Raw genomic sequence first — 22,813 nt, forward strand, 5'->3', positions numbered from 1 at the left:
AAATAAGTGAAATCGATTGACTTATTCAGCAAGCCCTAGCACTTTCTTACCTTGGTTAAAGTGAATATCAACCGGGATGCTGGCTGCTTCTAGGCGTGCTAAATCTGACGCAAGGTCAGGCTTGATCACACCCATAGTTTCCACAAGTTTTGCGACACCGTCGTAATCGCCGTCACCTTGAAGGGTCAGGATCAATTCAGAAAGTGCCTCTACTGCGGCACCCATCTTTTGCATATTTACGCGATACATGCCGTCTTCTGTTTTCTCAAACGCACCTTGCTGTGCAAAGAAGTTAAAACGAATCATATTCGCCTTGCCGTGAGCAGAACTTGCACCGAAACGCACAGAACGGAAAATTCCGGCCATAAAGGTAACGTAGTAGTCTTCAAGTGTACCTTCGGTAATTTCACCTTTTTCAAGAAGACTTTGTACCATGTACAAACCTAAAATATCCGCTTTGCCTTCTTCAAGGGCTGAGGCGTGTTCTTTAAGTGCGCCGCGCACGGTACCCGAACCGTCCAGGGTGTTTTTAATGCCAAGACCGTGAGCCACTTCGTGAAACATGGTGTTGGCGAAAAAGGCGTCGAACGTAATGTGCTCACGTTGCTCAGGTACAATTAGCGTATCTGCAATAGGCACTAAAATAGTATCGAACTTAGCGCGCATTGCGTTTTTGAGCTGAAGACGGCGGGTTCCCTTTTCTAACTGAACGCGCTCGTCATTTGGCAGGTTAATCGCAATGGTTTTACTGCCAGCATTAGAATGGCCTGCGTAATAAATAACGTCATATGCATTAAGGTCGGCATCAGAGCCGGGCATCTCAGCTTTGTAAGCATCAGCAACAGGAAGGCCTTGCTGAAGCTCAGGTAGGAAAGCCGCGTACTTCGCCAGTTTTTCACTCCACGCTAAATCCTTAATAAGCACGTAGGCTTCAAACGCTGCGCGATATCCAAAGAGTTGATCTTCGTAGCTTTCAATAGGGCCAATAACCAGCTCAACAGGGTTGCTCTTCATATCCATCCAGGCCATATCAGACGCAAGATAGTCATTAGACAACAATGCCTCAGAACGCAGTTGCAGGTATTGCTTGAAGCTCTCGTCTTCAGCTAGCTCTGACGCTTTTTTTAGTAGGTCAGATGCTTTCATCAATTCGCTTTTAAATGCTTCAGAGTAAGGCACAGAATAAAGGTTACCGGCTTCATCGCGCTTCACCATAGAATACAAGCCTTGCTTGTCGTTAAAATCTGCCGTAGCAAACTCTTCCTTTCCCATATCATGAGGATAAAACTCAGCGCCTAAGGCTTTGTCTTCATAGCCGCTGATAAATGGCGTGTCGCCGTTAAGTCGATCCCATGGGCCATAGTTTATGGCGGCAAAATGGCGTACCTTTTCGTCGCTTATCGAGGAAAGAAAAGCATCTTTATCTTCAAAAAATGCCTGCTTCCAAAACAGGTCGTCCATAATTTTCGACGCATCTATCAAAAGCGAAAGCATTTTATGCTGGTTGTCACTAAGGTGTGATAAATCGCTGGTAAGATCTACACCGTGATAAATAGACAAGCGAGACTCGTCTACAAGTAAGGTTTGCGCTGTATCGGTTTCAGGCTTTGCCGTTTGAGTTTGCGTTGTATCGGCGCTTTTGCTGCAGGCGGTCAGCATAAATAGCCCTGCTACTGCAGCAGCAATAGGCGAATAAGTTGAAGTCGTTTTTTTAATCATAAGGTTTACCGTGTCGTTTTCCCGTATTGATTTAAGTATGTGGGGAGGTGTTTGCGTAACTCACTATAGCTATGCTTTTGATTTTATACAAAAGTATGAAAATTATTTGCTTAATATCAATAGTGGTTTGCTGCTTGTTGTCTATACTTTGATTGAGCTCTTGTGCTACTGCGGTTGCTAAACATTCGCTTTAAGCCTGTCTTTTTTAGTTGGTCGAAACTAGAGAGCTACTATAGTATGGTGATAGAAATACCATAATAAAACAATAAACGGTTTGTATTTTAGCGTGAATCATAGAGGCCTATGTGAATAAGCGCAGGGAATGCAACGCACAAATACTCGATTTATTTGGCGCATCAGAATTGATGTTGGCTGAGTAGATAACGGGTAACGCAAACTATCGCCTTATCAAGGCAATTTGGAACTTTCTAAGGGTAGAAATATGTCTACACAGAACGCGCTTTCAACTATTTTGGTTGAAAAAATAAACAATGACACACTGGTCCTTCCAACACTTCCTGCTATCGCATTAAAAGTCCGTAAAGCAGCAGATGACCCTGACATCAATCTTAATGCTATGGGTGAGGTAATCGGGCAAGACCCATCACTTAGTGCAAGAATGATTAAAATTGCAAACAGTGCTTATATGGGGCGCAGTGTTAAAGTTACCTCCATTAGTCAGGCGGTAACGCGTATTGGTCTGCGACAAATTAAGAATATTTCTACCGCACTGGCAATGGAGCAGCTGTTCGTATCTAAAAACGATGTAGTTGCTCGTTATTTGCAACAGGAGTGGGCGAATACGGTAAACATAGTTGCCAGTGCAATGGCGGTATTACAGCTTTATATAGCCCGCACCAAAAAGCGGGAAATGAGCATGGATACTATGACCCTAGCTGCATTGGTACATAATATTGGCGTACTGCCTATTTTGACGGAAGCTGAACGTCACCCTGAGGTTTTTGCTAATCCTTCTTTCCTTGAAGTGGCAATCGATAAATTAGCGGGCCGCATTGGTGCAAGTATAATGAGAGAATGGGGCTTTGGTGAAAGCTTCGTTAATGTCGCGAAAAACTGGAAAGACTTAAGCTATCTTCCTGATGAGCTAAGCTATATTGACTTTGTTCGCGTAGGTGCGGCAGTCTCGGGAGCGGCAGGTAGCCAGAAAGACGCTATTTTGAACTTAGCTATACAACGTGGTGTGGTTGAAGATATGGGCGAGCTTCACTCAGATGAGTTCGAAGAGCTAACAAGCGCCGCGAAGCAAATTTTCTTATAAGCAATTAAGCTTTTAAGCTACCCCCAGATCTACACAGTAGTGTTAGGCCGATACAGAAGTGCATCTTCAAAACGTATCGGCCTTTTTGTTATGTAAGTTAGCTACAGGTATAGCGCTTAATAAGCAACACTATGCGTTAGCAGGTTTCTTTTGAACATACAGCAATAGTAAACCTAGCCCCAATCCCCACACTGCTGAAGTCATAGAAAATAAGCTAAAGCCTGACGCCGTACACAGCATGGTGAGCAGCGCTGGGGCTCTATGATGTTCTACTTCCATAGCGCGGACCATCGACCCTTGCAGCGTAGCTAACAATGCAAGCCCTGCAAGTAGGTGAATAATGATACTGGGCATGCTGACAAATAACGCAACGACCACAGACGCTAAAAGTCCCATAAATAAATACGCCACGCCGGCCGCTATGGCGGCTCTATAGCGCTGTGACTTTTCACTATCCGCTTGCTCACCCATGCACAGTGCTGCTGTGATAGCAGCTAGGTTAAAGGTAAAGCCACCAAAAGGTGCTAATAGACCTTGTATAACGGCAATGCCTGACAAGATAGGCTTATGGTCGGGCGCAAAGCCATGTGCGTGATGAATAGCTATGCCGGGCAAGTTTTGGGAAAGCGTGGTGATTAGAAAAAGAGGAAAGGCTAAGCCAATGGCGGCGCTGAAAGAAAAAGTAGGCGTTACCCAAATTGGCTCGGGCAGGGTAAATATTGATGACAGCCCTTGTGAGGTACTTGGTAGAGCAACAACACTGCTGGCACTACCCATAAACAAACTAATACCCACCGACATAACTAGCAACAACAGCATCAGATAGCGGGGAAATAGGCGGCTTCCTATTAGGTAAGCGGAAATAAATAACGCGACTAGGTGCGGCGCTTCGTTAACATCGGTAAATACAGCTAGGCATATAGGTAAGAGAATACCGGCTAAAAGTGCAGATGAAATGGCTGGAGGAATGCGACTAATTTGTTTAAGTAAAGTCCGGCTTTGCGCTGTTACAAGTGAAAGCATTGCGCATATTACAAATGCACCAATGGCTTCGCTTAAACTATAATCGCCTATACTGGTTAATAAAAAAGCCGCACCAGGGGTAGACCAAGCGGTAACAACGGGCAGTTTGGATAGCCACGAAAACAGAATACAGGTAATACCCATACCTAGACCAAGCGCGAATAACCAGCTTATTACCATGTCATCGCTAGCGCCGGCTTTGCGCGCTACATCAATGATAATAACTACAGAACTACTGTAACCTACCGTAACGGCGGTAAGCCCTGCGCTGATATGACTTAACTTCCATTTACTCATGAAAACCCTCGTGATGGAATTTCGATTTTAAAAATGACTGAGCGATAAAAGTACGCTTTTAGTGTCTATCGAATGTGCTACTCTACCTATTTGTGCGCTATAACGTACAATAAGTAACATAACATTTGTGCGTTATAACGCACAAATGCTTTATTAACATCGGCGACAAAATAAAAGGCCTTCATTACATGACAAAAGCAAATGGGCAGCCTTCTGCTATTTCAAGAAGTATTGCACAGCACCTGCAGACTGTTCGCAAAGCTAGGGGGCTTTCTCTTGATAAAACAGCTAAGTTGACGGGAGTATCGAAAGCTATGCTTGGGCAAATAGAACGAGGTGAGTCTAGCCCAACCATCGCTACCTTATGGAAAATAGCCACAGGTCTTGCGTGTTCATTTTCTTCTTTCTTATCTGGTGATGAAACAGCCCCTTCGTCTCAACACGCCGATAACAAGTTCGCTAACGACCCAAACGTAACCATAAAAACGCTATTTCCGTTTAACTCAGCTACCCAGTTTGAAATGTTCGAACTATGCTTAACAGACTTGCATGAGCAGCATTCTTCAGCTCACCAAATTGGCGTCACCGAGCATATTCACGTACTACAAGGAAAGTTAGGGGTTTTGCAAGATGGACAGTGGAAAAGCTATCAGGCGCAAGAGCAATGTATATTGCGCGCAGACCAACCCCACGGCTATCGAGACGAAGCAGGAGAAACGCGCTTTGTTGTGGTAATTCACTATCCTGTTTAGAGGAATTAAGTAACTTCCTTTTAGCGGTTTGCGAGCTTTTATATAAAACGCTTTTACAAAAGTAAGCTAATTAGAAGGGGGACTCTGGGGATATTTGTGAAAAGCCTAATGACTATAATAGCGATTAGGCTTTGAATTAAACGTTCAATTGAAATTAGAGAATAGGTTGTGCTGTGCTGGCCGCTCGCTTACAAACTATCGTCGTTAAGGTTAAGCGCACCGCGAAGGAAGTTCAGCAGCGTACAAATCTCTGCTGACATTAGCGCAAACTCCGCATCAAGGCGTGCTTCTACCTGATCTTTTGGTACGTCGTCAGTTTCTTCTTTAATGCGGTCGGTGAACTTAATACGCTTAATGGCGCCATCTTCACACATAATAGCCGTTAGGGTTTCTGCATATTCAAACGCGACTTTTTGAACCAGCTTACCGGCATCAAGGTGAATACTGATTTCTTCGCTATCAAGCGGCTGGTTCTTACAGCGAATAACACTGCCTGTGTCGTCGGTAGATTTAAGTTCGGCTTCTTCAAGTAGCCCTACACCTTCTGGTGTTGACTCAGTAACCCAATGCGTAAGTTCACTTTGAAGGCTTCTGCGCGTAAACGGCACCACTGGAAGTGAACCTATGGCCTTTCTTACCATGGCCAAGAAGGCTTCGGCTTTACCGTCAGACGACGCATCAACCACTACTAAGTTGTCGGCAAGAGAGATAAAACCGTGGGTATAGGTGTTTTTGGTAAAGGCCTGTGGCAGCAAGCGTGTCTGAATTTCTTGCTTAAGATCTGCCTTGGCTTTTTTGCCAACTGGCGAACCTGTTTCCATTTCAATTTTAGCCACCATTTCGTCAAGCTCGGCATTGACCACAGCACCGGGCAAAATCTTTTCTTGTTTCTTTAGGGTTATCCAAAAACGCTGTTGAACAACATGAAACATGGTGCCTTGCTTACCAGCCTGAGAAAACGGAGAGGCAAACCCCATGGTTGCCAAATCTTGGCTGCCGCACGGGCGAAAAGCATGTTCGTTTAAGACTCGCTCTAAATCACCCTCGTCTAGCGATAGCGGCTGAGTAATTTGATAGGCTTTTACATTTTTAAACCACATAGTGTAAGCATTCTCTTAATAAAAATAGGGCGCAAGCGTACCAACGTAAGACTTGCGGTGCAATTCAATAAAGGGTTATTAGACACATAAAAGGGCGCTTGCAGTGCGCGCCCCAAATTGAAAATAGTAAAAAGGGTTACACACTCTTTTTGGGAAAACGAATGGTGTACTGTAAGCCGTTGCCGAGTGTACTGTCAGCTTCAATATGGCCATGCAGTGACTGCGTAACTAGGTTATACATAATATGTGTGCCCAGACCGCTGCCACCTTGCCCTCGTTTAGTGGTAAAGAAAGCATCAAACAATTGGCTTAGTTCTCCTTCACTTAAGCCCCTGCCGTCATCCTTATAGTAAAGAACAACATTATCACCTTCTTCTTTTACATCGAGGGTTACCGTGCCAGCGGTTTTGCCTTCAAAGCCGTGCATAAGCGAGTTAACGACCATATTTGTAACAATCTGTGCAATAGCGCCAGGGGCACAGGTTACTACTAAATTGTCAGGGCAGGTTACGTTAATTTGATGGTCGGTTTGCTTGAAACTCGGCTTTAGGGACTGGATGATCTCGTTAATGTAGTCACCTAATACAAACTCGCGTTCGGTTTCACTGGTTTGATCAACAGCTACTTGCTTAAAGCTGGCGATAAGGTCTGATGCGCGCTCTAAGTTACTTAAAAGTAAAAGCGCAGTTTGCTCAGCTTCGTCAATAAAGCTTGCCATATTTTTACTGGTCAGGCTTTTATCTTCAAAATCAGTCTTCAGGTTGTTTAGTCGCTCTTGCAGAAAACTGGCTGCGGTAACGCTTACGCCTAACGGCGTATTCACGTCGTGTGCAATACCAGCAACAAGGCCGCCAAGCGACGCCATGCGCTCTGACTCTACTAGCTGCTCTTGTGCTTGGTGAAGGGTATCCATTGAGCTTGCAAGTTCTTGGTTACGTTTGCGAAGCTCTGCTTCTATATACTGGCGATTTTCGTTTTCCTGGCGAAGCTCTCGCTGGTGGGCGATAAGCTCGTCTTTTTGCTGCTCTAGATCAAGCATAATTTGTGACAAAGACGCGGTCTTTTTTGCCACTTCCTGTTCCAAAATAAGGTTTTGATCATCCAACTTTTTATTGGCTAGCGTTAGCTCGCTTTGCGCATTATTCAACTTGCTATTTGAAACGATAAGGTCATCAATAACGTTGTTGTACGACTCTTTAAGTTGCAATAGCTCGTTATCATCATCCAATTTGATGTTGAACTTACTCTCTTCGGGATGCTGAGGGTCGAAATTGCCCATTTGCTCAGTGATGGACTGTAAGGGTTCTGAGAGCATTGTGCGAAAGGCTGTCATAAATAAGAATACAAGAAAGGTTGTCTTCACTATCGCGTTGCCGATAAGAAAGAAAACACCTACTTCAATACGGCTAAATATAGTGTCGAAGCTTGAGTATAAAGTAACATCGCCAACGGTAGACTCACGGCCAGAGAATTTGAAAACGAGTGGAAAGCTATAGCTAAAAACGCCTCCAGGATGATCCTCTATCAGCTCTTGGTCGACAGGCGCGGGTGAGCGCTGGACCCTAATACCGTACTCTGCAATGTAATTGCCATTTTCCCCACGAACTTGCAGGCCTTCTACGATAGGCAGTGACATTAACCCTTCTGCGATAGCTCGGACTTGGTCATTGTTAAGCTCCCACAGCGCGCGAGTAAGACTAGAAGAAAAGGTGTTTTTTAATGTTTGAAGCTCGCTTTCAACGTGATTTTTGGTGCTGAGGTATTCTGTAAAAATTTGTCCTATTGTCACAAGAAGTGTAAGCGCAAAGTATACCGATAATACCCTTGCTAAGAGCTTCCTTGATAACCCTGTCTTGACCGCAGCCATAGAAAAACACACCCCTGTTACTTCAGACTTTTTATGAGACTCCCATTTGTGGCGAAAGCACTATTTAGAATCACATACGTGTAGATATTTTTGACAATTCAAGAATATGCGCAATTGTATGAATAAACAAGATTGTATGTATAAACTTTGGGCGAAGCGTGTTTTATAACCGTATTAAACTTGACACATTAATGTAATCGTTTTAATAAAACTGTCACAGACCACATTAATAATAACGGCGTTTATAAATGAGCAGGAATAATACGATGTCTCGTACAGTGTTGGTGGTTGAGGACGAAGCGCCTATCCGTGAGATGCTTAAGTTTGTACTTGAGCAATCTGGTTTTAACATTATTGAAGCCGAAGATTTCGACATCGCGCAGGAAAAAATTTGCGAGCCTTACCCAGATTTAATTCTACTGGATTGGATGCTACCGGGTGGAAGCGGTGTACAGCTGGCTAAAAGTTTAAAGCAACACGAGTTTACTCGTGACATTCCCGTTATCATGCTAACGGCCCGTGGCGAAGAAGAAGATAAAATTCGAGGCCTGGATGCTGGTGCTGATGATTATGTGACTAAGCCCTTCTCGCCGAAGGAACTAGTGGCAAGAATTAAAGCGGTAATGCGCAGAGTCACGCCTACGTCAAACGAAGAGCCAATTGAGTTTAACGGACTTAAACTTGAGCCTGTATCCCATCGTGTTATGGCTAATGAAGAGCCGTTGGATATGGGGCCGACAGAGTTCAAGCTATTGCACTTTTTCATGACTCATCCAGAGCGAGTATACAGCCGAGAACTTCTTCTTGATAATGTGTGGGGCACTAATGTTTACGTTGAAGACAGAACGGTAGATGTACATATCCGACGCTTGCGCAAAGCTATATCTCGCCACGGACATGATGCTATGATCCAAACCGTACGCGGTGCGGGTTATCGTTTTTCTACTAAGCTTTAATAAGATGCAGTGTTTAGGGAGTGGTATGACGCCATTCCCTTTACGTCTATGCGCCACCTTAACGTGCGCCTATTTCCACTTTCAACAACGCGAGCTATTTCATGTATTACCCGTTCTCTTGGTTGAGAAGTACTTTGCGCTTAGTGCTATTCCTTGTGGTTTTTGCGCTAGTAGGGTGGTATCTGGATGATATGTTATTCGCTGTCGCCATAGGTGCGACTTTGTTGCTGCTGTTTAACTATTGGCACCTTTATAAGCTGAACCGCTGGCTGTGGCACAGTCGCAAAATGTCTCCCCCTACTGTACGAGGCGTGTGGGAGCATATTTATGAAGGTATTTATTACCTTCAGCGTCGAAACCGTAACAAGCGTAAAGAGCTTGGCGAGTTAGTTAAACGCTTTAGAGAGGGTTCTGAAGCCTTACCAGATGCAGCGGTAGTGGTTGACTCAAAGGCATGTATTATCTGGTGTAATCGTCTTGCCCGTTTAGATCTTGGTTTGAAATGGCCTCAAGACTCAGGCCGGCGTATAGACAACTTATTGCGTCACCCTGAATTTATTCAGTACTTTCATGCGGGTAATTACAAATACCCTATTGAAGTACCGTCGCCGACGAACCCCAATAAAACCTTCGAATATCGAATAATGCCTTATGGCGACGAGCACCTTCTACTGATTGCTCGTGATATAACGCGAGTATCTCAGCTTGAAGAAATGCGTAAAGACTTTGTGGCGAACGTATCTCATGAACTTCGTACGCCGCTTACGGTTATTAATGGATACTTAGAAATTCTTCCTGTTGATGAAGCGTCAGACCCGTTTATGCACAAAGCGATGAAAGAAATGACATCGCAAACTCATCGCATGCAAAACCTGATAGAAGATTTATTAGTACTATCGCGTATTGAAGCAAGCTCAGAACGTATTTATGAAAACGTGGTGAATATTCCTGCTGTGCTTGCTCAAGTTGAAAGGGAAGCGCTGGCCCTCAATAAAGAAAAGAACCACGCTATCAAGTTCCATATTGATGAAGAGCTGTATGTCTTTGGTGTCGAAACCGAACTGCGAAGTGCCTGTTCTAATTTGGTGTTTAATGCCGTTCATTACACCCCCGCTGGTGGTGAGATAAACGTATATTGGCGTCGCGGTACGAGCGGCGCCCAGTTTTCTGTAGTAGACAACGGTGATGGCATTGAGCAGAACCACCTTAATCGCTTAACAGAACGCTTTTACCGTGTGGATAAAGCACGTTCACGTAAAACCGGCGGTTCAGGCTTGGGGTTATCCATTGTAAAACACGTGCTAAGTCATCATAATTCCCGTTTAGAAATAACTAGTACGTTGGGCGAGGGCAGTAACTTCTCCTTCGTATTGGATAACGAATTAATTGCAGAGCAGCTGTAACCTTAAGAGGCAGTAAACCTTGGCGAGCAAATGTCATAACATAGTGAATGGGTTATACCGCGGTGTTATAAGTTTACTGTTGGCAATAGGCCTGTTGTTTCCACTTAAAATATTCGCGACGCCTCAGACAGCCCCAAGCGCTTCCTCTTCTTCAAGCACTTACCAAGTACCGGCCTACGAACGCAACCCCGGTGTGGCAGGAAAAATCTCCTCAGTGGGCTCAGACACACTGGCAAACTTAATGACCTTTTGGTCACAGGAATTCAAAACCCTTTATCCCCAGGTCGGCTTTCAAATACAGGCGTCTGGTTCATCCACCGCTCCGCCCGCACTTATTGAAGGTACCGCTACCATTGGCCCTATGAGCCGGGAATTAAAACCCAGTGAAATACGGGACTTCACGCGAACCCACGGTTACCCTCCAACGGTATTAAAAGTGGCAATGGATGCCATCGCCATTTTTGTAGATAGACGCAATCCGCTGCCGGGGATGACCCTTGAGCAAGTTGATGCTGTATTTTCTGAAACCCAGTTTTGTGGCAGCAATAAGGCCATTACCAATTGGTCTCAACTCGGTGTTGACGATATAGGCTATCGTTCTCCTATCAGGCTGTACGGCCGAAATTCTGTATCAGGTACTTATGGTTTGTTCAAAGTGATGGCGCTGTGTGATGGTGATTTCAAAAACACAGTAAACGAACAACCTGGCTCTGCTTCTGTAGTATTGTCTGTGGCCAGCGGTACAGGTGCAATTGGCTATGCCGCTTACGGCTATAAAACCGCAGGAGTTCGCGCTCTACCTTTAGGTGAGTCGCTAGACAGCTTAATCCCTCTTTCAATTGATACGGTACGCAACGAAACGTATCCGTTTGCCCGATTTCTTTATTTAGTTATAAATAAAAAGCCCGGTGAGCCTTTACCTACTCTGGAAAGAGAGTTTTTGCGCTATATCTTGTCACAGGAAGGGCAGCAGCAGGTGTTAAGAGACGGATATTTTCCCATTCGTGAAGACGTACTGGTACGCCAGCGCCGATTACTAAATGAATAATAAACGCCAAATTTGAGCGACTGCTAAACACATCAATACTACTCAAATCGCAGCTACCCCCTATGTTATTTGAGGTTGAACATCCCCGCTGGTTGTCATAATTACGTCACAATAGATCGTCAAATATCCATGAGCGATTGATTATTTGCAATTGAAAGGCATACCGCCCACACCCTGATAGCACATGCATTTCAGCAGCTTGTAACAGCGAGTGCGTATTAAGTTGAGGTAAAATAAGAAAAAAAGCGAATTTTTTGTTGGCTGATTGCATCTATTGAACTTTTTTTAGCTCAAAATTGAACTTTTTCTGTGAAACTTTTGTTACAGCGCCTTAATGTAACAAATGTGTCATCTACCTCAGTTAAAGTTTCCGCGTTTTCAAAATCCATAATTATACCGTACTTGGAGAAACACATGGAACTTAAGCAACTTTTCAAGGCTTCAGCTATTGCTACAGCGCTTGTGCTAGCAGGCTGTGGTGGCGATATTAATATCAGCGAAGGTGATATTGATAACAGCGTAACTAATAACAACGGTGGCGACACTGGTGGTGATACTGGTGGCGATACAGGTTCAGATGATACAGCTCCAGGTGAATCAAGTACTTTCCTTAGCGGCGAAGTAAGCGACGCATTCGGTCAAGACGTTGAAGTTCGTGTACTTACCGGTCGTTTAACTGCAGATGACGCAGACGACCAAGGCGTAATCACACTAACTAACGACACAGTATGGGCACTTGAAGGTCCAGTATTTATCGGTAACGACAAAGCAGACAGCGTAACGCTTGCTATTGAAGAAGGTACAATCATCTTCGGTCGTACTGGTGCAGATTATCTGGTTGTAAGCCGTGACTCAAAAATTGAAGCCGAAGGTACTGCATCTGCTCCTATCATCATGACATCATTTAACGATGTTGTTGGTGATGAAGTTGGCGCAGGCCAATGGGGTGGTGTGGTTATTCTTGGTAACGGTACGTCAACTAAGTGTCCACAAGATGGTTCTGACTGTGCGCTTCAAGTAGAAGGTGCAGAAGAAGGTGCGGTATTCGGTGGTACTGACGATACAGACAACTCTGGTATCCTTAAGTACGTTGTTGTTAAGTATGCGGGCTTTGAAATTGCACCAGACAATGAACTTAACGGTATTACTTTTGGTGGTGTTGGTTCAGGTACAGAAGTTGATTACGTACAGGTTCACAGCAACGCTGATGACGGTGTTGAATTCTTCGGTGGTGCGGTAAACGCAAAACACCTTGTACTTACTGCTAACCAAGATGACTCAGTAGACTGGGACAATGGTTACACAGGTAAGCTTCAATACGTATATGTGGAACACGCAGCTGATAACTCTGACGCGAACCGCGGTATCGAAGGTGACGGTGACGGTGGTGACGGCCTAGAATTCTCTCAGCCAATGATCGCTAACATGACTGTGATCGGTAATAGCTTCGACACAGCTGACGCGGATTCAGAAGGTTTATTACTTCGCGACCAAACTGGCGCTAACCTAATGAACTTCCTTATCACTGGTCCAGAAGGTATGGGCGAGTGCTTGGAGATGGATACTGACGAAACGGTTCAAGCTAACCTTTCTGATGGTGACCTAACCATGACTTACTCAGCGATTGCATGTTCTGAGCCGTTCAATACGCCAGAAGGTGCGGTTGACCTAGAAGCATGGTTCACTGGCCAAGATGGCAACCAGCTAATCGCATTTGAAGACCGTGCAAACCTTGGTCTTAACCAAGACGGTACATTGACAGCAGAAAGTGAACTGCTTACTGCTGGCGGCGACGCGTCAACCTTGCTTGATACTTTCTTCGAAGCGAACACCTTCATTGGTGCTGTAGGTGAAGATGACTGGCGTCAAGGTTGGGCATTCGGTTTCGGTGGTGGTAACATCGAACTAGTACAATCTGCTTCTGGCTGCCCATCAGGTACTACTTCAATCACCCCAGTAGACGGTTCAACTACTACGTGTGAGGTGTCAGGTACCATCACATCTGACCTAACGCTTACAGAAGGCAATCTATATGCCCTTTCTGGTGCAGTATTCGTAGGTGGCGACAAGGAAAACAGCGCAACCCTTACTGTTGAGCCTGGCGTAACCGTTTACGGCGCATCTGGCAATGATTACCTAGTAATTAGCCGTGACTCAGAGATTAACGCAAACGGTACTGCCGAAAACCCAATTACATTCACTTCACGTGACCACGTTGTTGGTGGTCTTGAAGCAGGTGAAGCTGGTCAATGGGGCGGCATGATCGTCCTAGGTAACGGCGAATCAACTAAGTGTCCACAAGATGGCACTTCATGTTCACTTCAAGTAGAAGGTGCACAAGAAGGTGCAGTATTCGGCGGTACAGATAATACAGATAGCTCTGGTACACTTCGCTACGTTCGCGTAATGCACGGTGGTTTCGAAATCGCGCCTGACAACGAGCTTAACGGTATCACCTTTGGTGGTGTTGGCTCTGGTACTACTGTTGAATATGTACAAGTACACAAAAACGCGGATGACGGTGTTGAGTTCTTCGGTGGTGCAGTAAACGTTAAGTACCTAACGCTAACAAGCATCCAAGATGACTCTGTAGACTGGGATAACGGCTACGTAGGTAAGCTACAGTTCGTATTGGTTAAGCATGCTGACGACAACTCAGACGCTAACCGAGCTATTGAAGGCGATGGTGACGGCGGTGACGGTACTGCATTCTCAAATCCAATGGTTGCTAACATGACTATCATTGGTAACGAGTTCGATACCGCTGACGCTGACTCTGAAGGTGTTCTACTTCGCGACCAAACTAACGCACAGCTATACAACTTTGTTGTAACCGGTCCTGCGGGAATGGGTGAGTGTTTCGAAGCTGACCTAAGCGATGGCGACACTACGCTACTTGCTAACATGGATGGCACAAACACGCCTCAGCTTACTTTCGAAACGTCTGTTTTAGCGTGTGCTGAAAACATCAACAACTCTGGTGATTTCGACCAAGAAGCGTGGTTCACTGCACAATCTGGTAACACGCTACTAGACAACACTGCGACAGTACTTAACGGTATCTACACAGTTGATACTACTACTGCTACTGACGTGTCGACGCTAGACAGCTTTTTCTCTTCAGTAGACTTTATCGGTGCTGTTAAAGACGCTGATAACGACTGGACTGCGGGTTGGACTGTTGGTCTTGAATAAGGCCCAGTTCGCATAGCTAAAAACAAGCAAGTGCGTTGCAAAAGTGGCGCACTTGCTTTTAAGTTTGTAAGACACGAAATATTTTCGTGAAAGTATTCCTTTCTAAAGAGGTTCATCATGAACAGACCTGCTAACAGGTTTCTTCTAAAACCCATCAGCTTAGCCGTCGCAGCGAGCATTATGCTCCCAACGTCTATAGCTTTCGCTCAATCAAACGAAGACGAAGTGATTGAGGAAGTTGTCGCTACCGGTACGCGCTTAAAGGGCACGGCAACGGCAGTAATGGAAGAACGTAAAAATCAAGCTTTCGTGGCTGACATCATGGGTGCTGAGCAGATAGCTCGTACCGGTGACAGTGATGCTGCGGGAGCACTTCGTCGTGTAACTGGTCTAACACTTGTAGATGGTCGTTTTATCTACGTTCGTGGTCTTGGTGAGCGTTACTCATCAACACAGTTAAATGGCGCTATCGTACCAAGCCCGGATCCTACACGTAACGTAATCCCGCTCGACTTGTTTCCGTCGAGTATTATTGAAAGCCTTGCGGTTCAAAAATCGTATTCACCATCTATGCCTGCGGCATTCGGCGGTGGTAACGTAAACATCCGATTGAAATCTATACCTACACAGCGCGTTTTCAACGTGTCGGCCGCCGTTGGTATTGACACAGAAAATTCAGGTGACGTATTAGATTATGCAGGTGGTGGACGTGACTGGACGGGGGAAGACGATGGCACACGTGCAGTTTCTACCGCGATACAAGAACGTTGGGATTCAAAAAACTTCTTAGACGATCTTGAGCCAGAAGAAGCATTAGAACTGTTCAAAGGTGTTAATAGAGAATACGGGCTAGAAAGAGAGTCTGCCGATCCTGACATGCGCGTTAATGTCACTTATGGTGACAGCTATGATTACGATGAAGACTGGCGCTTTGGCTTTTTGGTAACTTCACGTTATTCAGCCCAAACCCGCTCTTCTGAAGAATATGAGCTACAAGACCCTGACTTAGTCGGCGATGACATTATCAATGTGCGCTTCTTTGATGATATCCAAGGTACTGAGCAAACGGTGACTTGGTCTTCACTATTAACACTAGGTGTAGATTATAACCGTCAACATCGTATTGATTACAGCCTTATCGTGCTAAACGATACACGCGACGAAATCCGCGAGATGTTCGGTAATACTGAAAACCTAAACCAAGCAGAAGGCTTGCGTATTAGAGATATTGATGTTCAGTACGAAGAACGCTCGCTATATACCAATCAGCTTAAAGGCCAGCATACAATCCCAGAGCTAAACTTCATGGGTATTGACTGGACATACTCATTAGGCCGTTCGGTACGTTATGCGCCAGGTAACTTCAATGCACGCTTCGTTATGGAAGATGTGAATGAAGATGGTATTTTTGACGATGAAAACGAAATCTTCTTATCTGATGCACAAACTGCTGCTCGTTATACTTTCCAAAATCTTCACGACCGCTTGGAGAACTTTGGCTATAACGTAACTTATCCAATGACTATGGGTAAGTGGGAAACCGAGTACAAAGTAGGTGCAAGCTTTGTAACCAAAACTCGTACTGCAGAAAACCGTCGTTTCGATATCAATACGTTAGGTGTTGAAGACCGTTCAATATTAGATGGTAACGACTTTAGCGAAATCTTCAGCGACAGCGTTTTAGACACCCTGTCTTTGTCTAGCCGACCTATCATTCGTGATACGACTATTGCTGGTGATGACTATGTAGCGGGTCAGAAAATTGATGCGTATTATCTAGAAGCTGATTTCTTCTATGACAACAAATGGCGTTTCACTGGTGGTGCACGTTATGAAGACTTCCGTCAGGTAGTGGCGCCATTAGATCCGCGTACTAATCAGTTCGATTTGAGCGACGAGGCTGACCGCTCTCAACTGGCATTCCAAGAAGATGGCTTTTATCCAGCGCTTGCTGTGACTTACTTCCTAGAAGACGATATGCAGCTACGCGCAAGTATTGGTCAAACGGTAGTTCGCCCAGATCTTCGTGAAGTATCGTCAGCGACTTACCTAGACCCACTAACTAACTTCCCAATTGCGGGTACGCCAGGTGTTAGTACAACGGATATCATTAACTATGATTTACGTTGGGAATGGTATCGAGAAGCAGGCAACAACGTATCGGTAGGCTTATTCTACAAAGACATGGAAGCGCCAATCGAATCAGTACAGTCTCCTGCTCAGGATGGCCCTCCGCTTATTCGTATTGCTAACGCTGAGTCTGGTGAAGTTTACGGGGTTGAAGTGGAATTCCTACAAGACCTAGCGTTTATTGGCGACGGTATTTGGGACAACTTGTTTACCACGGGTAACATTACAATCAGTGATTCTGAAATCGTTTTAGATCGTCAGAATATAGTTGAGCAAACCGGTGTTTCTGCGGCAATCACTAATGTTGAGCGACGTATGACGGGTCACTCTCAGTATGTACTTAACATGCAGTTGGGTTACGACTCAGACAACGGCGAGCACTCTGCGTCACTAGTCTATAACGTATTTGGTGAGCGTATTCTAATTCCGGGTATCGACGGTTTTGACGATAACTTCGAACAACCGTTCCATTCTCTTGATATGGTGTACAAGTACTACCCAGACTTTAATAGCACTGTCACATTACGTGTTCAGAATATCCTAGGCGAAGATCGTGAAATTGAGTTTAACGATACGCTGCTTAGGTCAGAGACAAGGGGTACAGGTATAAGGTTGTCATTCAAATACGACTTCTAAACCTTACTTATTTAAAAGGCCGCTAATCAGCGGCCTTTTTTATGCGACGAAGATGACACTTTTGGTCTATTTATGACAGTTCCGTAATAAAACTGTCACAGAAAAATCCTATCCTACGCGCAGAAATTTATAGTCGGATACAACCGATTTCTTTTAACTTTAAAGGTTTGAATGTATGAAGCTTATCAATGCCTTGCTTGTAGCAGGTGCGCTAGCAGCGACACCCGTACTTGCACAAGACGATGAAGTCTTAAAACCCGTTGTCGATGAGGCAGCGAAAATAAACGAGTCAGCGGCGAAATCGCAAGAAAAGATTAACGGTATTACCGACCAAATCGACAGCAAACTTCAACAATTCAAAACATTGATGAAAGAAATCGAAGGCCTTGAGGTTTATAACACTCAGCTTCGTAAGCAAATCAATAACCAAGAACAAGAAATGGCAGACCTGAACGCTGCTATCGATGAAGTGTCTGTTGTTGAGCGTCAAATCACGCCACTAATGATGCGCATGATTGACGGCCTAGAACAGTTTGTTGCTTTAGACGTACCTTTCCTTCCTGAAGAGCGCGCAAATCGCGTTGCTGACCTTCGCGCCATGATGGACCGAGCTGACGTTGCAGCGTCTGAAAAATTCCGTCGTGTAATGGAAGCGTACCAAGTAGAAATGGACTACGGCCGCACTATGGAAGCGTACAGCGGTATTCATTCAATTAACGGTCAAGAGCGTGACGTTGAATTCCTACGCCTTGGTCGTACAGCGCTAATTTATCAAACACGTGATGCAAGCATGCAGGGTGTTTGGAACAAGCAAACTCGTCAGTGGGAAGAGCTTGATAGCAGCTACCGTACACAAATTACAAAAGGTCTGCGCATGGCGAAGAAGCAACTTGCACCAGACTTGCTAATGCTGCCAGTGGCAATTACAGACTAAGAGGTTGATGAGAATGTTTAACACAGTAAAACGTATCGCTGTTGGTCTAGCAGCCCTTAGCATCAGCGTTGGTGCTTTCGCACAAAGCGACCGTGCTATGGACTTAGACGCACTTCTTAAGCAATTAGAAGAAGGTCAGTTCGCACAGTCTCAGCAAAACAAACAGCGCGAGCGTGACTTCCAATCACAACGTGCAGAGCAAGATCGCATTCTTCGCGAAACCCGTGAAAAGCGCGACCAAATGCTTGCACAATCTGAGCAGCTTGAAACACAGTTTGAAGAAAACGAATTTAAACTGGCTGACTTAAACGGTGCACTAGACACACGTCTTGGTTCACTAAAAGAGCTATTCGGCGTACTTCAGCAAATCGCTGGCGACACCAAAAATAAATTCTATAACTCAGTTATTTCTGCGCAAATTCCAGGTCGTGCTGACTTCCTTGATCAAATGGCGCAAGACATGGGTTCAAGCTCTAAGCTTGCATCAATTGAAGAAATTGAGCGCGTTTGGTTTGAAATGCAGCGCGAAATGACAGAAGCCGGCAAGGTCACCACCTTCACAACCGACGTTGTAGAAGCAGGCGGTGAAAAAGTGAATAAGTCGGTAGTACGCGTTGGTCCATTTGCACTCGTTGCCGATGGCAAATACTTAGACTACAACGGCGTAACAGGTACAGTATCTGAGTTAGTACGTCAGCCTGCTGATCGTTACATGGACTCTGCCGCAGAACTTCAAGCATCAAATGGTGAACTTGTTCAGTTTGGTATCGACCCAACAGGTGGTTCAATTCTTGGGCTTCTTGTTCAAGCGCCCAACCTTAAAGAGCGTGTAGAGCAGGGTGGTGTTGTAGGTTATATCATTCTTATCGTTGGTGCATTCGGTCTACTACTTGCACTTGAGCGCTTGGTAACGCTTACGCTAACGCGCATGAAAGTGAACAAGCAGCTTAAGAGCAAAGAAGTTAACACTAACAACCCGCTTGGCCGCGTACTTAAAGTTCGTGATGAATATCCAAACGCAGACGTAGAAGCGCTTGAGCTTCACCTTACTGAAGCGATTTTGGGCGAAGTGCCTAAGTTAGGTCGAAACCTAACCATCATTAAGATTATCTCTGTTGTAGCTCCGCTTATGGGTCTACTAGGTACGGTAACCGGTATGATCAACACCTTCCAGGCAATTACCTTGTTTGGTACAGGTGACCCGAAACTAATGGCAGGTGGTATTTCAACTGCACTTGTAACAACAGTACTAGGTCTTGTTGTAGCGATTCCAATGACACTGCTTTACGCAATGCTAAACACACGTTCTAAGAATATTGTGTACATCCTACAAGAACAGGCGTCTGGCGTAATTGCAGAGCGCGCTGAGCGAGGCTAATCATGATCGAGTTTCTAGAAGCAATTCGCGATTTCACAGAAACAGGTGGCCAGGTTCTCCTGGTCATCGGTCTGCTGATATTCGTTATGTGGCTTTTGATCCTCGAGCGTGCGATGTATCTGATGGTTTGGCACAAGCAAGCCAAGAAAGAAGCGATAGCAATGTGGACAGCACGTTCCGATCGCTCTTCTTGGTTCGCAGAGCAGGTTCGTCAGAAAACAATTTCACAGTTAACCATGCGCCTTAACGGCAGCATCCCAATTATCCAGTCACTGGTTGCGCTTTGTCCGCTGCTAGGCTTGATGGGAACGGTTACCGGTATGATTGAAGTGTTCGATGTAATGGCGATTGCGGGTTCAGGTAATGCTCGTTCAATGGCATCAGGTGTATCGAAAGCTACTATCCCGACAATGGCGGGCATGGTTGGCGCACTTTCAGGCGTATTCGCCGCTACCTGGTTAACTCGTATGGTGAAATCAGAACGCACGCATCTTGAGGATGCATTGATTATTCAACGTTAATGCTAGCTAAGCGTTAAGGTAAGGTATTTATTATGAAGCAGCACTTTCAAAACCTAGTCGATGAGGAAGAAGCAAACATCGACATGACGCCCATGCTGGACGTTGTATTTATCATGTTGATCTTCTTTATCGTGACTGCGTCATTTGTGAAAGAAGCCGGTATCGATGTTAACCGTCCTGAAGCAGCCACTGCTGTGAAAAAGGACCGCGCTAATATCCTTATCGCTATTTCAGATAAAGGCGAAATTTGGATTAACAAACGTCGTATCGACGTTCGCGCAGTTCAGGCGAACATCGAGCGCTTACACGCTGAAAACCCTCAGGGTACTGTTGTGATTCAGGCCGACAAGAAGGCTACAACAGAAACCTTGATTAAGGTTATGGACGCGTCGCGAGCCGCTGGCGTTTACGATGTTTCGATTGCAGCCCAAGAGCAATAAATCATGCCACGATATTTAATCGCATTTGTTATTTCCCTTGCGATCACGTTAGGCCTGTTCTTCTTGATGCAATCGCTTATCAAGATGGGTGGCAGTGCCCTAACAGAGCCGCCAAAGGGAAGCGTGCTTGACTTCGTAAGGGTTAAGCAGGATGAACAGGTTGAGAAAAAAGATCGTAAGCCGAAAAAGCCACCTAAGCCTGAAGAGCCGCCACCGCAAATGGAGCAACCTCAAATGGACTCACCTTCTCCAGATGCAGAAGGTACATCGATGGACTTCGGTGCTGAAGTCGGGGACGACATCTCGCTAGAAGGCGGTTTGGCTCTTGAATCTGGTGACGGTGAATATCTGCCTATCGTTAAAGTAGCGCCAGTTTATCCACGACGTGCTCTTCAGCGGGGTATTGAAGGTTTCGTTATTGTTGAATTTACGGTAACCAAACAAGGCGCAGTACGCGACCCAATTGTTGTTGAAGCGAATCCTTCAGGTATTTTTGAACAAGCGGCTATTGATGCAGCCATGAAATTCAAATATAAGCCTCGTGTGGTTAACGGTGAAGCAACAGAAGTGTCTGGTGTACAAAACCGTATTTCGTTCCAAATTGACGGGTAACAGAACATGATGAGAAAACAAACGAATACCTTGCTTAGTGCACTGGCGTTTGCATTTGCATCGGCCACGGTATCTGTACCTACTATGTTGGTTGCTGGTGAGGCTGTTGCGCAAGAGCAAAAAGCGAGCGAGAAGAAAACTCGCCGTGTGCCTACGCTGCGCGGCAAAGTCTACGAGCAGCTAGCCCGCGCGCAAACGGCAGCAGATGAAGCTGGCGATGTAGAAGAGGCCATTTCTATTTTGAAAGAAGTAGAAGATAAGGCTGACTCCATGAACGCCTACGAAAAAGCCATGATGTATAACTTTTTCGGCTTCATTTATTACAACAACGAAGACTATGCTAAGGCGTTGGAATCGTTCGCGAAAGTGGTAGAGCAACAGCCTATTCCTGAAAAGTTCGAAATGACTACACTTTTCAGTTTGGCCCAGCTTAACCTTATGCAGGGTAATTACGACGATACCATCACTTATTTGGAACGTTGGGAAAGTCTGAATACGGGGCCAGTACCGGTTAAAAATAAAGTGATAAAGGCCCAGGCGTACTACCAAAATAAACAGTACGAGCAAGCCTCAATGTGGATTTCTGAAGCGGTGGCTGACCACGAAGCTGAAGGAATGATTCCTGATGAAGGCTGGTTAATTCTTCAACGTGCTATTTTTTACGAACTCAAGCAGCCTCAGAAGGTTAAAGACGTTCTTATTAAAATGGTGAAGTTGTTTGACGAGCCTAAATATTGGATCCAGCTAGCCGGTATGTACGGTGAGCTAGGCGAAGAGCGCAAGCAGTTAGCCATCATGGAAACCGCTTATCAACGCGGGTTTGTTAATACGTCAGCTGACGTGTTTAACATGGCACAGCTTTATTACTATCACCGTGTACCTTATAAAGGTGCTAAGTTGATGGAGCAGGCAATGAACGACGGTGTGCTTGAGAAAAACTTGCGCAACCTTAAGTTCTTAGGTCAAAGCTGGTCACTTGCTAAAGAGCAAGACAAAGCCATTCCCGTTATGATGCAAGCGGCTGAACTGTCTGAAGACGGTGAGTTAGATGCACAGTTAGCGCAAATTCTTCTTAATGAAGAGCGTTTCGACGATGCAATTGCAGCGGCAGACCGCGCGGTTGAAAAAGGTGAGTTAAGAAACCCCGGTTTGGTCTACTTGATAAAAGGCATGGCACTTTACAATAAAAAGCAATATGCCCTTGCACTTAACCAATTAGCTGAAGCTGAAAAGCATCAGAAAAGCCGTGCTATGGCACAGCAGTGGAAGCAGTTCGTGCAGGGTGAAAAGCGTCAGGCTGATGCCATCGCTGCCGAGCTTGGTGCCAGTTAAAGCCAGTGCTCGAATGCATGCGTTAATTGAAAAGGTCGATGAAATATCGACCTTTTTTTATATCTTCATGGGTTATTATCTATGCGCACTGGTATTAAATTAAAAGCCGCGAATCTTTTGCTTTGCTAGGTTGCCATTAGTAGTGACGGTAGGTGGCTAAAGGCAGCTTTAAATGCTTTTAAGTGATCATA

General features: G+C 45.1%; 17 protein-coding genes. 13 read left to right on the forward strand and 4 right to left on the reverse strand.

Features of this window, described 5'->3' with window-relative positions:
- Positions 1-21 precede the first annotated feature (21 nt).
- Positions 22-1,716, reverse strand: coding sequence for a dipeptidyl-peptidase 3 family protein (locus ACYTPF_RS15235; RefSeq protein ID WP_461852865.1), 1,695 nt, complete (start codon positions 1,714-1,716; stop codon positions 22-24).
- A gap of 445 nt (positions 1,717-2,161) precedes the next feature.
- On the opposite strand from ACYTPF_RS15235, the gene ACYTPF_RS15240 reads away from it, so the two are divergent.
- On the forward strand, positions 2,162-2,998 hold the full coding sequence (locus tag ACYTPF_RS15240; protein WP_179982382.1) for an HDOD domain-containing protein: 837 nt from the start codon (positions 2,162-2,164) through the stop codon (positions 2,996-2,998).
- 129 nt (positions 2,999-3,127) lie between these two features.
- Here the strand turns inward: ACYTPF_RS15240 and ACYTPF_RS15245 are convergent, their stop codons facing one another.
- Positions 3,128-4,318, reverse strand: a complete 1,191-nt coding sequence (locus tag ACYTPF_RS15245) for a benzoate/H(+) symporter BenE family transporter (RefSeq protein ID WP_461852816.1) — start codon at positions 4,316-4,318, stop codon at positions 3,128-3,130.
- Positions 4,319-4,506: 188 nt separating this feature from the next.
- On the opposite strand from ACYTPF_RS15245, the gene ACYTPF_RS15250 reads away from it, so the two are divergent.
- Positions 4,507-5,070 carry a helix-turn-helix domain-containing protein gene (locus tag ACYTPF_RS15250; protein WP_179982384.1) on the forward strand — a complete coding sequence of 188 codons (564 nt, stop codon included), beginning with the start codon at positions 4,507-4,509 and terminating at the stop codon, positions 5,068-5,070.
- A gap of 188 nt (positions 5,071-5,258) precedes the next feature.
- Here ACYTPF_RS15250 and rdgC read toward each other — a convergent pair whose 3' ends face one another.
- A complete protein-coding gene (gene rdgC, locus ACYTPF_RS15255; protein ID WP_025256534.1) occupies positions 5,259-6,170 on the reverse strand; it encodes a recombination-associated protein RdgC in 912 nt (303 codons plus the stop codon).
- Between the two features lie 136 nt (positions 6,171-6,306).
- Positions 6,307-8,037 carry a sensor histidine kinase gene (locus tag ACYTPF_RS15260; protein ID WP_461852817.1) on the reverse strand — a complete coding sequence of 577 codons (1,731 nt, stop codon included), beginning with the start codon at positions 8,035-8,037 and terminating at the stop codon, positions 6,307-6,309.
- Between the two features lie 266 nt (positions 8,038-8,303).
- Between ACYTPF_RS15260 and phoB the strand changes: the two genes are divergently transcribed.
- The 11 genes from phoB to ACYTPF_RS15315 all read left to right on the forward strand — a co-directional run bounded on the left by phoB (position 8,304) and on the right by ACYTPF_RS15315 (position 22,622).
- A complete protein-coding gene (gene phoB, locus ACYTPF_RS15265; RefSeq protein ID WP_118490259.1) occupies positions 8,304-8,993 on the forward strand; it encodes a phosphate regulon transcriptional regulator PhoB in 690 nt (229 codons plus the stop codon).
- A 101-nt stretch (positions 8,994-9,094) separates the two neighbouring features.
- Positions 9,095-10,396, forward strand: a complete 1,302-nt coding sequence (phoR, locus tag ACYTPF_RS15270) for a phosphate regulon sensor histidine kinase PhoR (RefSeq protein ID WP_179982386.1) — start codon at positions 9,095-9,097, stop codon at positions 10,394-10,396.
- Positions 10,397-10,472: 76 nt separating this feature from the next.
- The gene (locus ACYTPF_RS15275) at positions 10,473-11,444 is read left to right on the forward strand and encodes a PstS family phosphate ABC transporter substrate-binding protein (RefSeq protein ID WP_461852866.1); all 972 of its coding nucleotides are present in this window, start codon (positions 10,473-10,475) and stop codon (positions 11,442-11,444) included.
- A gap of 414 nt (positions 11,445-11,858) precedes the next feature.
- Positions 11,859-14,639 (forward strand): hypothetical protein, encoded by a 2,781-nt coding sequence (locus ACYTPF_RS15280; protein ID WP_461852818.1) that lies wholly within the window; start codon positions 11,859-11,861, stop codon positions 14,637-14,639.
- Positions 14,640-14,756: 117 nt separating this feature from the next.
- Positions 14,757-17,405: a TonB-dependent receptor domain-containing protein gene (locus ACYTPF_RS15285; RefSeq protein WP_461852819.1), complete on the forward strand. Its 2,649-nt coding sequence runs from the start codon at positions 14,757-14,759 to the stop codon at positions 17,403-17,405.
- Positions 17,406-17,580: 175 nt separating this feature from the next.
- Entirely contained in the window at positions 17,581-18,339 is a 759-nt protein-coding gene (locus ACYTPF_RS15290) for a DUF3450 domain-containing protein (protein ID WP_014948287.1), read from the forward strand.
- A gap of 13 nt (positions 18,340-18,352) precedes the next feature.
- The gene (locus ACYTPF_RS15295; protein ID WP_461852820.1) at positions 18,353-19,717 is read left to right on the forward strand and encodes a MotA/TolQ/ExbB proton channel family protein; all 1,365 of its coding nucleotides are present in this window, start codon (positions 18,353-18,355) and stop codon (positions 19,715-19,717) included.
- A gap of 2 nt (positions 19,718-19,719) precedes the next feature.
- Positions 19,720-20,238, forward strand: coding sequence for a MotA/TolQ/ExbB proton channel family protein (locus ACYTPF_RS15300; protein WP_338853020.1), 519 nt, complete (start codon positions 19,720-19,722; stop codon positions 20,236-20,238).
- A gap of 32 nt (positions 20,239-20,270) precedes the next feature.
- Positions 20,271-20,678 carry an ExbD/TolR family protein gene (locus ACYTPF_RS15305; RefSeq protein ID WP_012517280.1) on the forward strand — a complete coding sequence of 136 codons (408 nt, stop codon included), beginning with the start codon at positions 20,271-20,273 and terminating at the stop codon, positions 20,676-20,678.
- 3 nt (positions 20,679-20,681) lie between these two features.
- The gene (locus ACYTPF_RS15310; RefSeq protein WP_039234966.1) at positions 20,682-21,290 is read left to right on the forward strand and encodes an energy transducer TonB; all 609 of its coding nucleotides are present in this window, start codon (positions 20,682-20,684) and stop codon (positions 21,288-21,290) included.
- A gap of 6 nt (positions 21,291-21,296) precedes the next feature.
- Entirely contained in the window at positions 21,297-22,622 is a 1,326-nt protein-coding gene (locus ACYTPF_RS15315) for a tetratricopeptide repeat protein (protein WP_461852821.1), read from the forward strand.
- The last annotated feature ends 191 nt before the right edge of the window (positions 22,623-22,813 follow it).

It is taken from the genome of Alteromonas sp. HB246098, assembly GCF_054890645.1.

Bases quoted from the DNA above. Each gene is read 5' to 3' on its own strand.
- rdgC (WP_025256534.1), bottom strand. From the start codon at position 6,170: ATGTGGTTTAAAAATGTAAAAGCCTATCAAATTACTCAGCCGCTATCG.
- ACYTPF_RS15240 (WP_179982382.1), top strand. From the start codon at position 2,162: ATGTCTACACAGAACGCGCTTTCAACTATTTTGGTTGAAAAAATAAAC.
- ACYTPF_RS15315 (WP_461852821.1), top strand. From the start codon at position 21,297: ATGATGAGAAAACAAACGAATACCTTGCTTAGTGCACTGGCGTTTGCA.
- ACYTPF_RS15280 (WP_461852818.1), top strand. From the start codon at position 11,859: ATGGAACTTAAGCAACTTTTCAAGGCTTCAGCTATTGCTACAGCGCTT.
- ACYTPF_RS15285 (WP_461852819.1), top strand. From the start codon at position 14,757: ATGAACAGACCTGCTAACAGGTTTCTTCTAAAACCCATCAGCTTAGCC.
- phoR (WP_179982386.1), top strand. From the start codon at position 9,095: ATGTATTACCCGTTCTCTTGGTTGAGAAGTACTTTGCGCTTAGTGCTA.
- ACYTPF_RS15310 (WP_039234966.1), top strand. From the start codon at position 20,682: ATGCCACGATATTTAATCGCATTTGTTATTTCCCTTGCGATCACGTTA.
- ACYTPF_RS15290 (WP_014948287.1), top strand. From the start codon at position 17,581: ATGAAGCTTATCAATGCCTTGCTTGTAGCAGGTGCGCTAGCAGCGACA.
- ACYTPF_RS15260 (WP_461852817.1), bottom strand. From the start codon at position 8,037: ATGGCTGCGGTCAAGACAGGGTTATCAAGGAAGCTCTTAGCAAGGGTA.
- ACYTPF_RS15305 (WP_012517280.1), top strand. From the start codon at position 20,271: ATGAAGCAGCACTTTCAAAACCTAGTCGATGAGGAAGAAGCAAACATC.
- ACYTPF_RS15295 (WP_461852820.1), top strand. From the start codon at position 18,353: ATGTTTAACACAGTAAAACGTATCGCTGTTGGTCTAGCAGCCCTTAGC.
- phoB (WP_118490259.1), top strand. From the start codon at position 8,304: ATGTCTCGTACAGTGTTGGTGGTTGAGGACGAAGCGCCTATCCGTGAG.
- ACYTPF_RS15300 (WP_338853020.1), top strand. From the start codon at position 19,720: ATGATCGAGTTTCTAGAAGCAATTCGCGATTTCACAGAAACAGGTGGC.
- ACYTPF_RS15250 (WP_179982384.1), top strand. From the start codon at position 4,507: ATGACAAAAGCAAATGGGCAGCCTTCTGCTATTTCAAGAAGTATTGCA.
- ACYTPF_RS15245 (WP_461852816.1), bottom strand. From the start codon at position 4,318: ATGAGTAAATGGAAGTTAAGTCATATCAGCGCAGGGCTTACCGCCGTT.